The sequence below is a fragment of the Confluentibacter lentus genome, from assembly GCF_002806995.1.
Lineage (GTDB): Bacteria > Bacteroidota > Bacteroidia > Flavobacteriales > Flavobacteriaceae > Confluentibacter > Confluentibacter lentus.
Map to the genome: position 1 here is coordinate 522,273 of NZ_NIHE01000001.1, position 19,766 is coordinate 542,038.

Consider the following 19,766-nt stretch of genomic DNA (forward strand, 5'->3'; position numbering starts at 1 on the left):
CACCATGAACTGGGAACAATTATTATCCTTAAAACGCTTTGGCGATACCAATAAACGCATTAGAAAAGAACAAGATGAAACCCGTTTGGGTTTTGAAGTTGATTATGACCGCATTATTTTTTCTTCTGAATTTAGAAGCTTACAAGATAAAACTCAGGTTATTCCTTTATCGCAAACGGACTTTGTCCACACGCGTTTAACCCACAGTTTGGAAGTGAGTGTGGTTGGGCGTTCGCTTGGTAGATTGGTTGGTAAAAAATTATTGGAAAAACATCCGCATTTACTAAACGTTCATGGTTATCAAGTAAACGATTTTGGCGCTATTGTAGCGGCGGCGGCCTTGGCGCATGACATTGGGAATCCGCCATTCGGACATTCAGGTGAAAAAGCGATTGGCGAATTTTTTAAAACCGGTGCTGGTAGTAAATACAAAAGCCAACTCACAGCAAAGGAATACCAAGATTTATGTGACTTTGAAGGCAATGCTAACGGTTTTAAAATTTTAACCGAAAGCCGCGCTGGAAGAAGTGGCGGTTTGCGTTTAAGTTATGCCACCTTGGGTGCTTTTACCAAATACCCAAAAGAATCGCTTCCTAAAAAGCCGACAACTCACATTGCCGATAAAAAGTATGGATTTTTTCAAAGTGACAAAGATGCTTTTGTTGATGTCGCATCTGAATTGGGTTTGATAAAACGCAGTAATAAAGATTTAAGTTTTTCCCGCCATCCGTTGGCGTTTTTAGTAGAAGCTGCCGATGATATTTGCTATACCATCATCGATTTTGAAGATGGCATCAACTTAGGGCTCATCCAAGAAGAATTTGCTTTGGAATACCTCATCAATCTAGTGCGAGATAGAATTAAAACTGAAAACTATTATGCGCTGACTAATAAAGAAGACCGTGTGAGTTATTTGCGCGCCTTAGCGATTGGTACTTTAATTGACGAAGCCGTCACTATTTTTATGAAATATGAAGATGCCATTTTAAATGGAGACTTTGATTGTGCTTTGTTGGATAAAAGCAAATACGATGCCCAAATAAAAGATATTATTAAAATAAGTGTTGAAAATATCTACCAATCCACCGAGGTGGTCGATAAGGAAATTGCGGGTTACGGCGTTTTAAACACGCTTTTAACCACCTACACCAACGCTATAAATAACATATTTGATGGCACGGCTTCCAATTACGACAAACTTATTTTTAAAAGCCTCCCAAAAACCATAAACATCGAAAATTCCAGTTTGTACCAACGCTTGTCTAGCGTGTGTTTTTATGTGTCTCTACTTTCAGATAGTAAAGCTATTTTGGAGTACAAAAAGATAAAGGGGTTTGAAATTTAAGAAAATGTATTTAAAAACTTAGCTAGACTTTCCGCATCCAAACCAATACTTTTTTGAAGTTCAGCTACACTACCATGGTCTATAAACACATCTGGAATGCCTAAAAGTTTGATATTATTTTTATAGTTATGGGTTGCAGCAAATTCTAAAACAGCACTTCCAAACCCGCCTTTAATACTGTTGTCTTCAATGGTGATAATAATATCAAATGTTTTTAAAATAATGTGTAATAATGGTTCATCTAAAGGCTTTACAAAACGCATATCGTAATGTGCGATATCATCAGGATTTTTAGATTTTTCAATAGCATCGCTGACATTCTTAGCAATAGCACCTATACTTAAAACCGTTATTTTTTTACCATCTTTTAGTTGAACGCCTTTACCAATTTCTATTTTAGAAAATGGTTGTTTCCAATCTAAAGTGATGCCTTGTCCTCTTGGGTATCTTATGGCAATAGGCTGTTGCAAACCTAGTTGTGCGGTGTACATGATGTTGCGTAACTCCACCTCATTTCTAGGTGCAAAAATGATGAGATTGGGAATACACCTTAAATACGACACATCAAAAACCCCATGATGCGTGGCACCATCTTCACCCACCAATCCGGCACGATCCAAACAAAAAATAACAGGTAATTGTTGTAGAGCGACATCATGAATAATTTGGTCGTAGGCACGTTGCAGAAACGTGGAATAGATATTACAAAACGGTATCAATCCTTGGGTCGCCATACCCGCTGCTAAAGTTACGGCATGTTGTTCGGCTATGCCCACATCAAACGCACGGTCTGGAAAAACATCCATCATATATTTTAACGAACTTCCCGTTGGCATCGCAGGTGTAATCCCGACAATCTTGCTGTTGGCCTTTGCAAGTTCCACAATGGTATAACCAAACACATCTTGATATTTAGGTGGTTGCCCAGCCGTGGATTTTGAAATTAAATCGCCTGTTATGGCATCAAACTTTCCTGGCGCATGGTATTTTACTTGGTTTTCTTCCGCTTGCTTTAAACCTTTGCCTTTGGTGGTAATGATGTGTAAAAATTTCGGGCCTTTAATCGTTTTTAAACGTTGTAATTCTGAAATGATTTTATCAATATCATGTCCGTCGATAGGGCCTGAATAATCAAAATTCAAAGCTTTAATAATATTATTTTTTTTCTGAATGCCTTTTTTAACGTTGGTCAAATATTGTTTTAAAGCCCCCACGCTTGGGTCGATACCGATGGCATTATCATTTAAAATAACCAATATATTGGCATCGGTAACGCCTGCGTGGTTCAATCCTTCAAACGCCATGCCGCTCGCAATAGAGGCATCCCCAATAACAGCAATGTGTTGCTTTTCCAAATCGCCTTGTAGTTTGGAAGCAATCGCCATACCCAAAGCCGCAGAAATAGACGTTGAGGCATGCCCAACACCAAACGCATCATACACACTTTCGCTGCGTTTTGGAAATCCGCTCACACCATTCATTTGTCTGTTGGTGTGAAAATTGTCTTTTCTGCCCGTTAAAATTTTATGGCCGTACGCTTGGTGACCCACATCCCAAATAATTAAATCTTCTGGCGTATTGAATACATAGTGTAAAGCAATGGTTAATTCTATCACACCCAAACTAGCCCCTAAATGCCCTTCTTTGGTTGCCACAATATTGATGATAAACTCCCGTAACTCTTGGGCAAGTTGGGATAAGTCCTTTTGGTTTAAAAGGCGTAGTTCTTTGGGCGAGTTAATATGGTCTAAAATTGAATTTTGCACTTGACAAAAGTACAAGAATGAATTTGTATTTTTGTTATTATGATAGAACCTTTTGATGACATCTATTTTATGAAAAAAGCATTTCAGGAAGCTGAATTGGCTTATAGTAAAGGTGAAATTCCTGTGGGTGCCGTGATTGTTATTGATAACAAAATAATAGCAAGAGGCCATAACCTAACCGAAACTTTAACCGATGTAACCGCGCATGCCGAAATGCAAGCCATTACCGCGGCTGCTAATTTCTTAGGTGGAAAATATCTTCAAAAATGCACATTATATGTTACTTTAGAACCTTGCCAAATGTGTGCCGGTGCCTTGTATTGGAGTCAGATTTCCCATATTGTTTATGGAGCGAGGGATATGGAGCGAGGGTGTATTCACTTAAACACAAAATTGCATCCGAAAACAACCATTAGAGGTGGCATCATGGAAGCTGAAGCGTCTGAGCTTTTAAAACGGTTTTTTATTGAACGGCGGAATTTGAATTGATTTGGGTGCTGGGTGTTGGGTGCTTGGTAATGCAAAGAGGGATGTTCAGTAACCTTTATTTTTCTTTATCCCGTCGGTCACGCATTTTATCTAAATTCTCTTTAGTTAGCATGTAATCTTTAATGTCTTTGTCTTTCCAACGGTAATAGGCAAATACGGGGAAAGCGACAAAAAATAGCCCTAAAACACCAAAACCAATGAGTTTTTGTGAAAACTCAGAATCTATAAGATAGCCTGTAAAGATACTTCCCAAAGTGGCTATAAATAAAAAAATGATAAAGTATTTCATGTCTTAACTTAATTAGTGAAATTAATAAGCTGCCTTCTGTAAGCAGTTAAAAGTTTGGATTTTGAAATGAACCCAATATAGACATCGTCTTTTACGACTGGTAAATTCCATGCGCTGCTATCTTGAAACTTTTTCATAATATCGGTCATTTTATCTTTATCCATATCAATTATTTCTGGAGCCGGTTGCATGATTTCGTGTGCTCTTACTTCATTATACAAATCTTGATCGAACATAATCGGTCTTAAATCATCTAAAAGAATAATCCCCATCAATTGCTTCGTTTTAGCATCAATCACGGGAAAAATATTTCTATTGGATTTAATCACAGCCGTATGGACTATTTCTCCTAAATTCATGTTCGATGTGATACTCACAAAATTGGTTTCAATCACTTTATCAATATCCATAAACGATAATACCGCATGATCTTTATCGTGTGTGATGAGTTCTCCTTTTCGACCAAGTTCCATATTATAAACAGAATGCGGACTGAAATATTTTGTAATGATAAACGAAATGGTCGCTGTCAACATTAAAGGAATAAACAACTCGTAACCGCTTGTAAGTTCCGCAATTAAAAAGATGGCCGTTAATGGTGCATGCAAAACGCCCGCCAATAAACCTGCCATGCCTACCAAAGTAAAATTACTTTCGGAAATTGGTGTGTTTATAAAACCACTATTATTAATAATCTTAGCCATGCAATTCCCCATAATACTTCCCATAAAAAGTGTAGGTGCAAAAATACCTCCCACACCTCCTGCTCCAAAAGTGAGGCAACTGGCAATAATTTTAAAGAAAACCAATCCAGCTAACAGACCAATAACAATCCATACATTGGTTAAATCCATTTGTAAAAAATTGTTTTCTAAGGCCTTCTCTGGATTTCCTGCTATTAAGTTATTGATAACCTCAAAACCTTCACCATAAAGTGGCGGAATAAAAAATATCAAAATACCCAAAAGGACACCGCCGAGAAGCAGTCGTTTGATAGGCGATTTTATTTTTTCAAAAAACTTATTAATGCGGTCATATACCTGTGCGAAATAAATAGATGTAAATGCCGCGGCAACTCCCAGAACCATATAAAAAGGCGCATCTTGAATGACGAACTTATCTTCAATTTTAAATGGCAATAAGATGTCATCACCAAAGAAAAAATAAGAGGTCAATATCGCTGAAAGTGATGCTAATAATAATGGCAATAAAGACGCTATGGTTAAATCTAAACTAAAAACTTCAATGGCAAAAATAATAGCAGCAACAGGGGCTTTAAAAATTGAAGACATCGCACCAGCGGCGGCACAACCTATTAATAAATTCCGAGTCGTTTGGTTCATGTGAAACATTCTGGAAATGTTTGAGCCAATAGCGGCTCCTGTGGCGACTGTTGGCCCTTCCAACCCTACAGAACCTCCAAAACCGACGGTAATTGGTGCTGTCAAAATAGAACCAAACATTTGATGCTGCCTCATTATCCCTTTCCGTTTCGAAATGGCATAGAGCGTTGACGGAATACCATGACTTACTTTGTTTCTTATCACATATTTCATGATAAGATACACAAATGTTAGTCCGAGAATAGGAAATAGAAAATAAAAGGCGCTATGGTAGTATTTTACCAAATTACCTTCTAAAATATGTTGAAAAAAGTGGGTTAAGTTTTTTAACACCACGGCCCCAACACCCGAAGTAAAACCAACTACAATACTTAAAATATATACAAACTGTCTGTGAGAGATGTGTTTTGCTCTCCAAATAAGTACGTGTTTTAAAATGGTTTCTTTCGGCATAATTAAATCTAGTAAAAAATCCTGCATGAAGCAGGATTGATTTTTATTTTTTTAGATGAAGCTTTAAGCTCAGTTCTTCTAATTGCTTATCGTCTAGCGGTGCTGGCGCATCAATCATCACATCGCGCCCCGAATTATTTTTCGGGAATGCAATAAAATCGCGGATGGTTTCTTGTCCGCCTAAAATAGCCACCAATCTATCCAATCCAAAAGCCAAACCGCCATGTGGTGGTGCACCATATTGAAAAGCATCCATTAAAAACCCAAATTGTGCTTTGGCTTCTTCTGGGGTAAACCCTAAATAATCAAACATTAAGGCTTGTGTTTTTTTATCATGAATACGAATAGAACCTCCACCTATTTCATTTCCGTTAAGAACCAAATCGTAGGCATTGGCTTTAACATCACCAGGATTCGTTTTTAACAAGTCTATTTGCCCTGGTTTTGGAGAAGTAAACGGATGGTGCATGGCGTGGTAACGTTTGGTTTCTTCATCCCATTCCAATAAAGGAAAATCCAATACCCAAAGTGGGGCAAACTCGTTTGGTTTACGTAACCCTAAACGTTCTGCCAATTCCATGCGCAAGGCTGAAAGTTGTGTTCTTGTTTTATTAGTTTCTCCGGAAAGTACACAAATTAAATCGCCTGCTTTGGCTCCTGTAACTTTTGCCCATTTGGACAAATCGGTTTCATCATAGAATTTATCTACAGAAGATTTAAAAGAGCCATCTTCATTACAGCGCACATAAACCATTCCTAAAGCACCAATTTGTGGACGTTTAACCCAATCAATTAATTGATCTATGTCTTTTCTTGTGTATGCATTTCCGCCAGGAACGGCAATACCAACGACTAACTCGGCCGAATTGAAGACTCCAAAATCTTTATGCTGTGCTACTTCATTCAATTCTCCAAACTGCATTCCAAATCGAATGTCTGGTTTATCATTTCCATACAAACGCATCGCATCATCATATAACATTCTTGGGAATTCCTTAACCTCAACACCATTCACTTCTTTAAGTAAATAACGTGTTAAGCCTTCAAAAACATTTAAAATATCTTCTTGCTCCACAAACGCCATTTCACAATCTATTTGTGTGAATTCCGGCTGTCTGTCCGCCCGTAAATCTTCATCCCTAAAACATTTTACAATTTGAAAATATTTATCCATGCCACCAACCATCAACAATTGTTTGAAGGTTTGGGGTGATTGTGGCAGTGCGTAAAACTGACCTTCATTCATTCTACTTGGCACCACAAAATCGCGGGCACCTTCAGGCGTGGATTTTATTAAATAAGGTGTTTCCACTTCAATAAAACCTTCATTGGATAAATATTTACGAACCTCTTGAGCTACTTTATGCCTAAAAATCAGACTGTTTTTTACTGGATTACGACGAATATCCAAATAGCGGTATTTCATACGCAACTCTTCTCCTCCATCTGTTTTGTCTTCAATGGTAAACGGTGGTAATAAGGCTTCATTCAAAATAGTTAATTCTGAAACCAAAATTTCGATATCTCCTGTTGGAATATTGGCGTTTTTTGAAGCACGTTCAATAACCGTTCCTTTCACTTGAATGACAAATTCACGCCCTAAATTTTGGGCTTTCTGCATCATTTGTTTGGATGTACGTTCTTCATCAAATACCAATTGGGTAATGCCGTAACGGTCACGCAAATCTACCCAAACAATAAAACCTTTGTCCCTTGATTTTTGAACCCACCCTGAAAGTGTTACGGTTTCATTAATATTTTCAGCTCTTAATTCGCCACAATGATGACTTCTGTACATAGTTTAAAAATTGAAGAGCAAATTTACATAAGTTATATGATTATAATAAAAAACCCTCAAACAATTTTGAGGGTTTTACTATCAATCGGATTTGAGTATTATTAAACTTCTTGAACTTTGACTTCTGTTGAACTAAATTTACTCTTTAACCACATTTTGAATAAGGTTATTAAATAGAATAATATTGGTACAACAACTAATGTTAAGAATGTAGCAATAAATAGTCCGTAAATAACCGTCCATGCCAAAGGCCCCCAGAAAATAACGTTATCTCCACCAAAATAAATATGTGGGTTAAATTCACTAAATAATGTGAAAAAATTAATATTCAATCCAATCGCCAACGGAATTAACCCTAAAATGGTTGTTATAGCCGTTAATAATACGGGGCGTAAACGTGCTTTACCTGCAACAACTATACAATCAAATAAATCGCTTGCTTGTAAATATTCGTCATCATCTAGGCCTAATTCATACTTTTTTCTATCTATCAATAATTGTGCATAATCTAGTAGCACTACCCCATTATTTACTACGATACCCGCCAAGGAAATAATCCCCATCATGGTCATCATGATAACAAAAGGCGCGCCCGTAATTACAATACCTCCAAAAACGCCGATGAGACTTAAAAAAACAGCAGACATAATAATGGCAGGTTTTGACACCGAATTAAATTGGAAAATAAGAATAAAGAAAATCAATGCCAATCCTTTAAAAAAGGCACTCATTAAAAAGGCTTGCTCCTTATTTTGTTCTTCAATTTGTCCTGTATAATCTACTTTAATAGTGCTTGGCAAACCTTCAAAATTTTTCATTTCATTTTGAATTTGATCGACTACTGCACCTGCATCAGTATATCCTGGTGACAATGCTGAATACAGCGTTACCAAACGTTTTGCTTGCTTGTGTTTTATGGCACTGTAACCAGAATTGTTGCTTTGGCTAGCTACCGTTGACACGGGTATAGCCCTTATTTGCCCTGATGCCATATCCCTAAATGTGATATTCTGATTGAAAATAGCACTTTTGTTATATCTATTCTCTTCATTAAAACGCACGTAAATATCATAATCTTCGCCCGCTTCCTTATAAACACCAGCTTTCGCTCCAAAAATGGAGTTTCTAAGTTGTTGCCCAACTTGGCCACTACTAACGCCCAACTCACCTGCTTTTTCCCTATCAACTAGCACCTGCATGCTCGGCTTGTCTTTATTAACATCAATCTTTAATTCATCAATGCCTCCTATATTTTTAGAATTGATAAAGTCACGCATTTTTTCAGCTTCAGCTATCAATTCAGAATAATCGTCCCCTTTCAATTCAATATTAATTGGTGGTCCTGCTGGTGGCCCAGCGGCATCTTTTTCAACAGAAATTAAAACCCCAGGGTAAATACCAACCAATGCTTGCTGCACTTTTTGACGCATTAATTCGCTATCCTCGCCATTACGATATTTATACTCACGCATGGAAGCCGTAATTTTTGCCTTATGGGGCATCTCTGCTGCAGAACCTCCATCGGTTTGAGGATTTCCAGCACCTTCACCCACTTGGGATACCGCACTTTCTACCATGAAGTTTTTACCATCCTCAATATACATAGCTTCATTAATGACCGCATAGACTTTCTTTTCTATGTCTTTAGTAATTTCATTGGTTTTATTAATGTCCGTTCCTTCTGGATATTCAATATAAACTACTATTTGATTAGGTTTGTTATCTGGAAAAAACTCTACTTTGGTTCTTTTGGTTGCCATAGAAACCCCAAAAGCTACAAAAGCGATAATAAGTAGCAAAAATGTGCCAATAGATATCAAATAAGGTCGTTTACCTTTTAAAGCTCTTTTCAACGTTTTTTCATAAGCATCCTCTAATCTCACTAAGGTTTTGGCTTGAAAATTATTTGCCATTTTTCTAATTACCAATCTATAAACCCAAAGCATGATGGCTGTAAACACCATAACACCACCTAAACCTCTATAAGCCCCACCAAAAATTAAAATGAGGATTCCTATAACTGAAATTATGGACGTTATTTTTATGATACGGTCTTTTGGCATATCCTTATCTTCGGTGGTCATCAATTGAGATACCAATACGGAGTTAAAGAATATGGCAACAATTAAGGAAGACCCCAATACAACCGACAATGTAATTGGGAAATAAATCATAAATTGCCCCATAAGACCAGGCCATAAACCTAGTGGGACGAAGGCCGCAACCGTTGTGGCTGTTGAAATAATAATAGGCATGGCTATTTCGCCAATACCCTTTTTAGCGGCATCTACACGGTTCATTCCTTCATCTTCCATGAGACGATAAACGTTTTCAACTAAAACAATCCCGTTGTCAACCAACATACCAAGTCCCATAATCAACCCAAAAAGAATCATGGTGTTCATCGTGTATCCTAAAGTATTTAAAATCATTATGGACATGAACATGGACATAGGAATGGCAAACCCCACAAAAAGGGCATTTTTAAACCCTAAGAAGAACATTAAAACGCCTACCACCAACATGATACCAAAAATGATATTGTTAACCAAATCGTCCACTTGCCCTAAGGTTTTTGATGATTGATCATTAGTAATATTCACTTTTAAGTTTGAAGGAAACACATTGGTTTTGGCTTCTTCAACAATCTTTCTTATTTGCTCTACGGCAGCTACTTCATTTTGACCTGACCGTTTTTTAACATCCAACATCACAACAGGGGCGCCTTCACCTATTGAGGCATCATATTCCCTCGCAAATGTGGTTTTATCTTTATCCTTAAAAGTTACTTTAGCAATGTCTGTTAGATAAATGGGGTTTTCGTTTTCAGACTTTACCACAAAGTTTTCAAGATCTGATGGTTTATCAATTTCACCAATAATCCTTATGGTTCTTCGCTGGCCACTCGCTATAAGATTCCCGGCAGACATTGTCATATTTCCATTATTAATGGCACCAATAACATCATCAAAACTTACTTGTGATGCCATCATTTTATAAATATCTACGGCAACTTCAACTTCTTTTTCTTGAGCGCCTCGGATATCAACTTGTTTGATTTCGATAAGACTTTCAATTTCATCCTCTAAATGCTCTCCATATTCCTTCAATTTATCTACTGGATAATCTCCAGAAATATTGATATTTAATATGGGCATTTCCTCAGAAAGACTTAATTCAAATACATTCGGTTCTATCTTAGCCCCATTGAATGTTGGCCAATCTTCACTTGAGGTTTCGGTACTTATTTCATCTTCTACTTTCTGCTTCGCCAGTTCTACACTAATGCCTTCATCAAACTCAACAACAATCATAGAGTAATCTTCTTGCGATGTAGAGGTAATCTCTACCACATTACTAACTGTTTTTAGCTTTTCCTCTAAAGGATCTGTTATTAGTTTTTCAATATCTTCTGCTGTGTTACCAGGATACAGAGAACTTATATATATTTTTGTTTCGTGTACTTCAGGAAAATTTTCCCTTGGCATATTAAAATATGCTGCTACACCTAAAAAGAAAATAACCACCATCACCACATACATTGAGGTTTTGTTGTGTATGGCCCATGAGGACATACCAAATTCTTTATCAACTTGTTTCTTTTGCTTACTCATAGCGTTTCTTTATTGATTGGCAATTTTAACGGTTTGGCCATCTTTAACACTTCGGGCACCTTCTTTAATGATTTCTGAATTATCATCAATCCCACTAATTACTTCTATGAAGTCGCCTTGTGTTTTTCCTGTTTCTATAATAACCCTATTTGCTTTGGCATTGTTACCATCTTTGTTCTTTACAACATAGATATACTGCTCTCCATTAGCATTTTCGGAAATAATATTTTGGGGTATTAAAATTGCCTTACTGTTTGTATAATCATTTATTTTAAGTTTTGCAGTAAGGTTTGGCTTAATCATCTTATCTGCATTGGGAACAGCCACTTCAATTCTAAATGTTCTGTTGGCGGGATTAATAAAATTACCCGCTTGTCTAATTTTACCTTGTATTGTTTTACCTAAAACTGGAAATTCAATTTGAACATTTTTACCAACAACGACGTCGGTTATATAACTTTCTGGAACATCAGTTTCAATATACATATCATCCAAATTCACCATACGTATCACTGGCGATTGCGGTGCTACCACACTTCCTTGTTCTATCATAACATCATCTACAATACCAGAAAATTGTGCTCTTAAAGAGTTTTTTGCCAATTGACTTTTTAATTGATTGACTGTTTGAAGTTGCGATTCGTAGCTTGTTTTGGCTTGTAAATACTGGATTTCACTCCCTATTTTTTGGTCCCACAAACGTTTTTGACGCTCAAAAGTTGTTTTTGCAAGATCTGATTGAATTTGAAGTTGCGCTAATTGCTGACTCAATCCGCCATCATCAATAGTCGCCAATAATTGGCCTTTTGCAACTTTATCGCCTTCCTTTACATACACTTTGGTTAAAATACCTTGTGTTTCTGGATATATGACAATGTTTTGTTTGGTATCTACATTTCCTTGAAGTTCTAAGTAATGATCAAAAAGTTCTGTTTTTGAAATAAACGTCGTTACCAAAGGCAAGTTTTTTTCAGGATCTAGCTCATGGATTTTATCTTCAAGCAATTTTATTTCTTGCAACAAAGCGTGTTGCTGGTTTACAAGTGCCTCCCTTTTAGCTTTGATTTTGGCTTCGTCATTTGTTGCTATAACGTCTGCAGCAGTTTCCTTTTTATCACCACAAGAAGTAATTACTAAGGAAAACAATAGAATATATAATATATGTTTCATGATTGTTTTTATTGTTGATTAATGATTTGTTGAGTTTAAAACGGTTTCTAGCTCTGCTTTTTTGTTGATGACATCAAGCATCGCTTGTAAATATTCTTGTTGAGAACTATATAGTTGAATCTGGGCTTGTCTTAAATCGAAACTAGAGGTAACGCCTTCAAAAAACTTGGTTTGGTTTTTACTTTCTATGCGTTCTGCCAATTGCAAATTTTGCTTTTTGTTTTCATATTCTTCTATCGCTAATTGATAATCGCTTTTTGAAGCTGCAATTTGAAGTTTTAGATTTTGCTCTGTCTCAGTTAAATTATCTTTAGATTTTTCAAGATTTATTTTAGCACGTTGTGTTGCAGCACTTCTTAATCCAGAACTGAATATGGGAATACTTAAATTAACTCCGAAAACCCCGAAGCCATAATAAGGTTGGTCACTTTCAAAAAAACTAAATGTATCACTGTATGATAAATAACCGCCAGATAAAGAAGCACTTAACGTTGGTAATGCTTTACTTTTTTCTAGTTTCACAAGCAATTCCTTAGATGTTTTATCATTTAAAGCAATTTTGTAATCTATATTGTTGTCAACAGATTCTTCGGCATTTAGTAAATCCAAATTCATATGTTGCAGGGTTAAACTTTCTAAATTATCCGTCAGGTTTATTTGAGAATTAATATCCAATCCTAAAGCAATATTTAACATTTGATATCCAATCCTTTTTAATCGCTTTACATTATTTAAATTACTTTCTATACTGGATAAGGTTATTTGTAATTGCTCTACACTTTCTTCTTCCTCTAACCCATTTTCAAAAATGGCGGTCGTTTCTTTAAGGTTCTTTTTCAGTACATCAAGATTTCGTTGTAGTATACTTTCACTTTCGGTTGTAAGCAATACATTGCCATAAGCGTTTATGATGGATTTCCTGACTTCTAAGTCAGTTTTCTCTTTGGCGTTTTCAGATATTTCCAAAAATACTTTAGCCGATTGCAAGCCCACTAAATAAGACCCATCAAACAACAACTGATTTAATGTAGCCGTCGCATTAAAGTTTTGTTTTATTCCAAAATTAATGGCAGCATATTCTCCAGCAGGACCACCAAAAGCCTGAGCCGGAACTACTTGAGTTTGTAGCTTTAAGAAATCTTGGTAACTCGCATTTCCACTTATCTGTGGCAATCCCGTTGCAATAGTTTCCCATTTTTGTTTTTCTGCGGCCTGAATATCCAAGGCTGCATTTTTTACGGTTCTATTATGTTCCAAACCGTAATTAATAGCTTCTTCCAAAGAAAAATTCTGTGGATTTTCTTGAGCTATTATTACTGCTGAAATTAATAAACTAAAAATTAAAATTAGTTTTTGCTTCATGTTTTATGATTGATTTGATGTTATAAACTTGTTTAATATTTGTAAGCCTTTGTCTGTTACTATGGCTCTTAAATGGTATTCTAAATAACTTTCCATTAAATAATCCATAGTGAAAATATTTTGGGGGAAAATGGTATCATCTTTTATTCCCGTCATCCCATTAAAGTACATTCTCGAAATAAAATCCACATTAATGTTAGGTCTGAACAACTCGGTATCAATACCTTTTTGCAAACTTTGTTTAACAGAATCGTGCATTTTTTCGAACTGCTTGATTTTTAAAAGCTCGTATATTTGGGGGTAATACTTTTTAAGTTGATATTGAGGTGATGATTTTTCGTTTTTTAAATGATGCATCACAAACATTTTTATATCGTACAATTGTTCAATAGGGTTTAATGCTGTGTTACAAATACCATCAATACCTTCACATATCCTACCAAAAAGCTCGAATGTTACAGCTTCAACCAACTTTGTTTTATTAGCAAAATGTACATATATGGTTTTTTTTGATATGCCTATTTCATTGGCAATATCATCCATGGTAACACTTTTAAACCCAAGGGTTAAAAATAATTCTGCGGCAGTATTTATAATCTGTTCTCTCATTTTGAAGGCGCAAAACTACAACAGGAAACTTTAAAAACCAAAAAAGTTTCCAAAGTTTTAATTAAAAATAACTATTTCGAAACATTCAATTTAAAAACTAAATGGTTTTTGATTGTGTTTAGCACTTATTTCTGTTATAGAATCGGCATTTCCAGGCTTCTTTAAATGCCATGCGTTCTTCTGGCGACATATTTTTAATTTTGTTGATGAACTGCCTTTTACTCCTACCATGGTTGGGATTTCCGCATTTTGAAAAACTGCCAAATAGTATTTTACTCAGCACTAAAATTCCCATGGCTTGCCAATAAGTTATGGATTTTACATAAATGATTTCGGGTAAAATAGCGTTCCAGAGCCACATTACGATAAATGTTAGTCCGAATAGAATGACTATGGGAACTAAAAAAAAGAATTTTCTTTTTGATCTGAATGTATGGTTCATAATATTTCGTTTAATCGTTGTTTAAGTCTTCGTATAATAGTTTAAGTTTGAGCCTTAAATGCTTTACGGCATAAGATTTCCTGCTTATAATGGTTTTGATGTTTTCGCCTTCGTCGTCAGCAATTTGTTGAAGTGTTTTGTTGTTAAACTCATTTTCTACATATACCAAACGTTGTTTTTCAGGAAGTTCATCAAGCGCGTTTAAAAGTGCTTGCCAAATATCTTCTTGAAAAAGTTTTAGTTCTGTAGATTCTGAGTCCATCAACAAAATATCCTTAATCATTAAGGTTTCATTGTCGTCTTCATAAGTGTAATCTTCTAAATTTTTTGTTTTCTTTTTTCGGTAATTATCAGTTATCTTATTCCGGGTCACCGAAAACAGCCAATTACTAATATTTACTATGTCCGATATATTGGTAAGATTGCTAAGTTGAAACCAAACTTCCTGCAAAATATCCTCTGCATCTTCTGCACTTCTAACTTTCGGTTTTATGAAAGTCATAAGCTTTTCGCCATACTTGTTTACGGTATGCGAAATGATATGTTCCTTTTCTTGTTTGGACATAGTAAAGGGTTCTGGTGGCCTCATATAGTATAAGACGAATGAAACCGTGTTTTACTTTAAATTATTTGTAAAATTAAAAGAAGTCTTTGTGTTATTTTGTAGTTCAAACAATAATTAGCTTGTTATTATTAAGGCTTTTCATGTATTTTTGCTTCATGCTTTCAATAGAAAAATATCAAGAAGAATTTATTGAATATCTAAACAACTATTCAATTGTAAAAGAACCTAAAGGCCTTTACAGCCCCATTGCGTATATTTTGAACTTGGGAGGCAAGCGTTTACGCCCTGTTTTAACATTACTGACTGCAGATATTTTTAATGGCGATTATAAAAAAGCATTAAGCGCCGCATTAAGTATTGAGGTTTTTCATAATTTCTCTTTGGTACATGATGATATTATGGACGATGCGCCCTTACGTCGCGGACAAAAAACCGTTCATGAAAAATGGAACATCAATACTGGTATACTCTCTGGTGATGCCATGTTAATTATGGCCTATCAATTATTTGAAAATTATGAGCCAGAAACATTTCAAGCATTGGCAAAATTATTCGGAAAAACAGCATTAGAGGTTTGTGAAGGCCAACAATACGATGTGGATTTTGAAACCAGAAATGATGTCTCCATTCCTGAATATCTAAAGATGATTGAATTTAAAACAGCTGTTTTGCTTGGTGCTGCTATGCAAATGGGCGCTATTATAGCAAATGCTTTAGAAAAAGACCAAGACCGTATTTATGAATTTGGCAAAAATTTAGGGATTGCTTTTCAGTTACAGGATGATTACCTGGATGCGTTTGGCGACCCAAAAACCTTTGGAAAACAAGTTGGTGGCGACATTATTGAAAACAAAAAAACATACCTTTATCTAAAAGCTTTAGAGTTTGCTACAGAAAGCGAAAAAGTATATTTGTTAAAGTTATTTAATGAAAAGCCTATTGACAACCTTTACAAAATAGAGCAAGTTAAAACGCTATTTTTAACAACGGGGTCGGCGGAAGCCATTCAAAAAGAAATTAAAAATTATACCAATAAGGCTTTTTCAGTTTTAGAGTCTTTGAACATTTCCGAAGATAAAAAAGACCTTTTAAAAGCATTTGGCAATCAATTAATGAACAGAACAATATAATGCAATTGCCTGCGACCCTTGAAGATTTAATTAATGAAGCCAATCAATTAAATCTATACAACAAATTGGTTCTTCAGCTGAATAAGGATTTTAAATTAGCTAATATTGAGTTAGATTTTCATGAAGACATTTTGCCCACAAGTTTAAAACTACTACTTCACGAAACCATTTATAAGCTTATTCAAGAAAAATTTACCGATTACCTAAACCTTCTTTACATTATTGATGTGCCAGAAAACAAAATAAAAGCTTTAGATGGCAACGATACATTTCAACTCTCTGAAGATGTTTCATTTTTAATATTGAAACGTGAATGGCAAAAGGTTTATCTTAAAAACAAGTACAAATAAATTAAATAAGATAAATTTGTCCTATTTAAAAATATGTCTTATATTTGTAACCATTAAATTATTAATATGTTTTCAAAAGCATGCGAATATGGTATTAAAGCGTCTATTTTCATTGCGATAAATTCGTATGAAGGCAAGCGTGTTAGTCCAAAGGAGATAGCTAAGGAAATTAACTCACCGCAGGCTTTTACAGCAAAAATTTTACAAGCTTTGGTAAGACATAAGGTTATTAATTCTGTAAAAGGTGCTTATGGCGGTTTCGAGGTTAACAAAAATGAACTTAAATACATTAAGCTATCGCAAATTGTAAAGGCCATTGATGGCGACAACATTTATAACGGATGCGGTTTAGGTTTAGAAAAGTGTGATGAAAACCATCCTTGCCCTGTACACGAGAAATTTAAAAATGTTAGGGATGAACTAAAACAGATGTTAGAAAACACCAGCTTAGAAGATCTTGCCTTGGATATTAAATCGGGCGTTTCATTTTTAAAGGCTTAAAAAATTTGAATATAAATAGGATAAATATATCCGAAATAAACCGTATTATGGAAACAATAAGTAAAAACACCCAAAAACAGATAGGGCAATTTGTTGCCGAAGATTTTAGAACCGCAGCGGTATTTTCAAAATATAAAATTGATTTTTGTTGCAATGGCAACAAAACCATTGAAGAAGCTTGCTCAAAAAAAGGTATTGACAACAATATTTTAGTAGATGAACTTAAGGCGGTTTTGAACTCTAAAACAGACCAAACGATTGATTATAAATCATGGCCTATAGACTTATTGGCCGAGTATATCGAAAAAAAACACCATCGATATGTGGAAGAAAAAATTCCGATATTAAAACAGTTTTTAGATAAGTTATGTAAAGTTCATGGCGAAAGACATCCTGAATTATTTGAAATCAACGAACTGTTTCTGGGTTGTTCGGGTGAATTGGCATCACACATGAAGAAAGAAGAATTGATTCTTTTTCCGTTTGTTAAAAAAATGGTAAAGGCAAAATTAGAAAATAGCGCTGTGCCATCGCCAGCCTTTGGGACAGTTGAAAATCCAATTGTCATGATGATGCAAGAACACGAAAATGAAGGAGATCGTTTCAGGAAAATAGCAGAGCTAACCAATAACTACACTCCACCAGCCGATGGTTGTAACACGTATAAAGTTACCTTTGCCATGCTAAACGAGTTTGAGCAAGACTTGCATTTACATATTCATTTAGAAAATAATATTTTATTTCCTGAAGCTATCAAGTTAGAGCAACAATTTAGTTAATGGTTTTAAGCAAAATTTACAGTTCTTATTTTGTTAATGAAAAAAATTCCGAAAGATTACTTTTTGTGTCTTTCGGAATTTTTATGTTATATTCAAGTTTAACTTAAAATGATTTGAATGCCTAAAAAACTTGTTTTAGTGTGTTTACTTAACTTTTTCATAGCAGCGGTTTTTGGGTTACTATTGCGTTATGCTTTTGTACAACCCATAGAAATTAATTATCGCTTTTTAACGCATGCACATTCGCATGTTGCTATGCTGGGGTGGGTGTATTTAATGCTTTATATATTAATAATTCACTACTTTATTCCTAATAAAAAGCCTATTTATAATCGTTTGTTTTGGGTAACCCAATTGGCTGTGGTTGGGATGTTATTTAGTTTTCCTTTTCAAGGGTATGCAGCGATTTCCATTTCCTTTTCAACCTTGCATATTTTTTGTAGTTACTATTTTGCCTATTTAATTTTCAAACATCATAAAACCAACCATAAAGGAACAAGTCGTTTACTTAAAATGGCATTAGCTTTCATGTTAGTTTCCACTATTGGCGTCTGGTGTTTGGGCCCAGCAGTCGCTATGCTTGGGCAAGCATCGGCATTTTATCAAATAGCTATTCAGTTCTTTTTACATTTTCAATTCAACGGATGGTTTTTATTGGCTGTTATCGCGGTGTTTTTTCATAAGTTACAACTTCAAGATCCCAAACAATTTCGATTGTTTTTTAAATTTTTAATCATTTCAATCATTCTCACTTTTGCATTGCCCATAAATTGGTTTGCGCCAAATCCAATTTTATTATGGATTAACGGTATTGGTATTATTTGCCAATTAACAGCCTTATTTTATTTTGTAATCATTGTAAAATCTCCATTAAAAAAGCTGCTTCAAACGCAAGCAACTATTACAAAATATATGTATGTGTTTGCATTGGTTTGTTTTGTCCTTAAGATTGTGTTGCAATCGGCATCATTCATTCCTGAAGTTTCAAACTTAGCATACCAACATCGAAATTTCGTCATTGGGTTCATCCATTTAACCATGTTAGGTGTTATTTCTGGATTTTTATTTGCTTTTTTATTCCAAAACAACTTGATAAAGCATTCTAAAACACTAACTTTCGGAATGTATGCCTTTATCCTAGGTTTTGTATTAACAGAACTTATTTTATTGATTCAAGGAGGCTTTTTTTATTTTGGAATAGGTCTGCTACCCAATTATTACTTAATACTATTCTTATGCAGTATGTTATTGCCTTTAGGCGTTGGATGCCTCATTTATAATATTTTAAACACTCAAGAAAATGTCCCAAAAACCACTTAAACGTCACAAAGCATTACAACCATTAAGCAGAGAGCATCACCATGGTTTATTATTATCATGGAAAATTAGAGCTGGATTTAGCAAAAATATAGCACCAGAACGCATTAAGATGTATGCGGATTGGTTTTTTAAAACGCATTTAACTTCACATTTTGAAATGGAAGAACAGTATGTTTTTTCAGTTTTAGAACCAAATAATGAGTTTGTTAAAAAAGCATTGGCAGACCATAAACTTTTAAGGCGTTTGTTTGCAGATGACAATATAGAAATGGCTTTAAGTAAGATTGAAGAAGTGCTGGATGCCCATATCCGATTTGAAGAACGCGTTTTGTTTCAAGAAATTCAAAAAGTTGCCACTGAATTACAATTAGTGGACATAGAAAAAATTCATCAAGAAACTGATTTTGTAGATAAGCTAGATGATGAATTTTGGAAATAAAA

At 35.0% G+C, this 19,766-nt stretch carries 18 protein-coding genes; 8 read left to right on the forward strand and 10 right to left on the reverse strand.

Translation table 11 applies throughout. The features are described 5' to 3' along the window. Positions 1-4: 4 nt before the first annotated feature. Entirely contained in the window at positions 5-1,345 is a 1,341-nt protein-coding gene (dgt, locus tag CDH50_RS02290) for a dGTP triphosphohydrolase (protein WP_100610264.1), read from the forward strand. On the opposite strand, the gene dxs is transcribed toward dgt, so the two are convergent. Next, positions 1,342-3,111: a 1-deoxy-D-xylulose-5-phosphate synthase gene (gene dxs / locus CDH50_RS02295; protein ID WP_100610265.1), complete on the reverse strand. Its 1,770-nt coding sequence runs from the start codon at positions 3,109-3,111 to the stop codon at positions 1,342-1,344. The two genes, dgt and dxs, sit on opposite strands and share 4 nt — an antisense overlap. 39 nt (positions 3,112-3,150) lie before the next feature. On the opposite strand from dxs, the gene CDH50_RS02300 reads away from it, so the two are divergent. Further along, the gene (locus tag CDH50_RS02300; RefSeq protein WP_100610266.1) at positions 3,151-3,600 is read left to right on the forward strand and encodes a nucleoside deaminase; all 450 of its coding nucleotides are present in this window, start codon (positions 3,151-3,153) and stop codon (positions 3,598-3,600) included. Between the two features lie 55 nt (positions 3,601-3,655). On the opposite strand, the gene CDH50_RS02305 is transcribed toward CDH50_RS02300, so the two are convergent. The 9 genes from CDH50_RS02305 to CDH50_RS02345 all read right to left on the reverse strand — a co-directional run bounded on the left by CDH50_RS02305 (position 3,656) and on the right by CDH50_RS02345 (position 15,245). Further along, a complete protein-coding gene (locus tag CDH50_RS02305; RefSeq protein WP_100610267.1) occupies positions 3,656-3,889 on the reverse strand; it encodes a hypothetical protein in 234 nt (77 codons plus the stop codon). A gap of 8 nt (positions 3,890-3,897) precedes the next feature. Further along, positions 3,898-5,712 carry a chloride channel protein gene (locus CDH50_RS02310; protein ID WP_394337004.1) on the reverse strand — a complete coding sequence of 605 codons (1,815 nt, stop codon included), beginning with the start codon at positions 5,710-5,712 and terminating at the stop codon, positions 3,898-3,900. Positions 5,713-5,728: 16 nt separating this feature from the next. Continuing rightward, positions 5,729-7,483, reverse strand: a complete 1,755-nt coding sequence (gene aspS, locus CDH50_RS02315) for an aspartate--tRNA ligase (RefSeq protein ID WP_100610268.1) — start codon at positions 7,481-7,483, stop codon at positions 5,729-5,731. 101 nt (positions 7,484-7,584) lie between these two features. After that, positions 7,585-11,097, reverse strand: a complete 3,513-nt coding sequence (locus tag CDH50_RS02320; protein ID WP_100610269.1) for an efflux RND transporter permease subunit — start codon at positions 11,095-11,097, stop codon at positions 7,585-7,587. Positions 11,098-11,106: 9 nt separating this feature from the next. Further along, entirely contained in the window at positions 11,107-12,267 is a 1,161-nt protein-coding gene (locus tag CDH50_RS02325; RefSeq protein ID WP_100610270.1) for an efflux RND transporter periplasmic adaptor subunit, read from the reverse strand. A gap of 18 nt (positions 12,268-12,285) precedes the next feature. After that, a complete protein-coding gene (locus tag CDH50_RS02330; RefSeq protein WP_100610271.1) occupies positions 12,286-13,629 on the reverse strand; it encodes a TolC family protein in 1,344 nt (447 codons plus the stop codon). 3 nt (positions 13,630-13,632) lie between these two features. Beyond that, positions 13,633-14,238 carry a TetR/AcrR family transcriptional regulator gene (locus CDH50_RS02335; protein WP_100610272.1) on the reverse strand — a complete coding sequence of 202 codons (606 nt, stop codon included), beginning with the start codon at positions 14,236-14,238 and terminating at the stop codon, positions 13,633-13,635. A gap of 118 nt (positions 14,239-14,356) precedes the next feature. Then, positions 14,357-14,680, reverse strand: coding sequence for a hypothetical protein (locus CDH50_RS02340; protein ID WP_100610273.1), 324 nt, complete (start codon positions 14,678-14,680; stop codon positions 14,357-14,359). Positions 14,681-14,690: 10 nt separating this feature from the next. Next, a complete protein-coding gene (locus tag CDH50_RS02345; RefSeq protein WP_100610579.1) occupies positions 14,691-15,245 on the reverse strand; it encodes an RNA polymerase sigma factor in 555 nt (184 codons plus the stop codon). A gap of 155 nt (positions 15,246-15,400) precedes the next feature. On the opposite strand from CDH50_RS02345, the gene CDH50_RS02350 reads away from it, so the two are divergent. The 6 genes from CDH50_RS02350 (at position 15,401) to CDH50_RS02375 (ending at position 19,764) form a co-directional block, all read left to right on the forward strand. Then, a complete protein-coding gene (locus CDH50_RS02350) occupies positions 15,401-16,375 on the forward strand; it encodes a polyprenyl synthetase family protein (RefSeq protein WP_100610274.1) in 975 nt (324 codons plus the stop codon). After that, positions 16,375-16,725, forward strand: coding sequence for a hypothetical protein (locus tag CDH50_RS02355; protein ID WP_100610275.1), 351 nt, complete (start codon positions 16,375-16,377; stop codon positions 16,723-16,725). The genes CDH50_RS02350 and CDH50_RS02355 overlap by 1 nt, the downstream gene beginning before the upstream one ends. A 66-nt stretch (positions 16,726-16,791) precedes the next feature. Then, the gene (locus tag CDH50_RS02360; protein ID WP_100610276.1) at positions 16,792-17,226 is read left to right on the forward strand and encodes an RrF2 family transcriptional regulator; all 435 of its coding nucleotides are present in this window, start codon (positions 16,792-16,794) and stop codon (positions 17,224-17,226) included. 47 nt (positions 17,227-17,273) lie between these two features. Then, complete coding sequence (gene ric, locus CDH50_RS02365) at positions 17,274-18,005, forward strand: iron-sulfur cluster repair di-iron protein (protein WP_100610580.1); 732 nt, start codon at positions 17,274-17,276, stop codon at positions 18,003-18,005. 117 nt (positions 18,006-18,122) lie between these two features. Next, entirely contained in the window at positions 18,123-19,325 is a 1,203-nt protein-coding gene (locus CDH50_RS02370; RefSeq protein WP_100610277.1) for a hypothetical protein, read from the forward strand. Next, a complete protein-coding gene (locus CDH50_RS02375; RefSeq protein WP_100610278.1) occupies positions 19,306-19,764 on the forward strand; it encodes a cation-binding protein in 459 nt (152 codons plus the stop codon). Before CDH50_RS02370 ends, CDH50_RS02375 begins: the two co-directional genes overlap by 20 nt. The last annotated feature ends 2 nt before the right edge of the window (positions 19,765-19,766 follow it).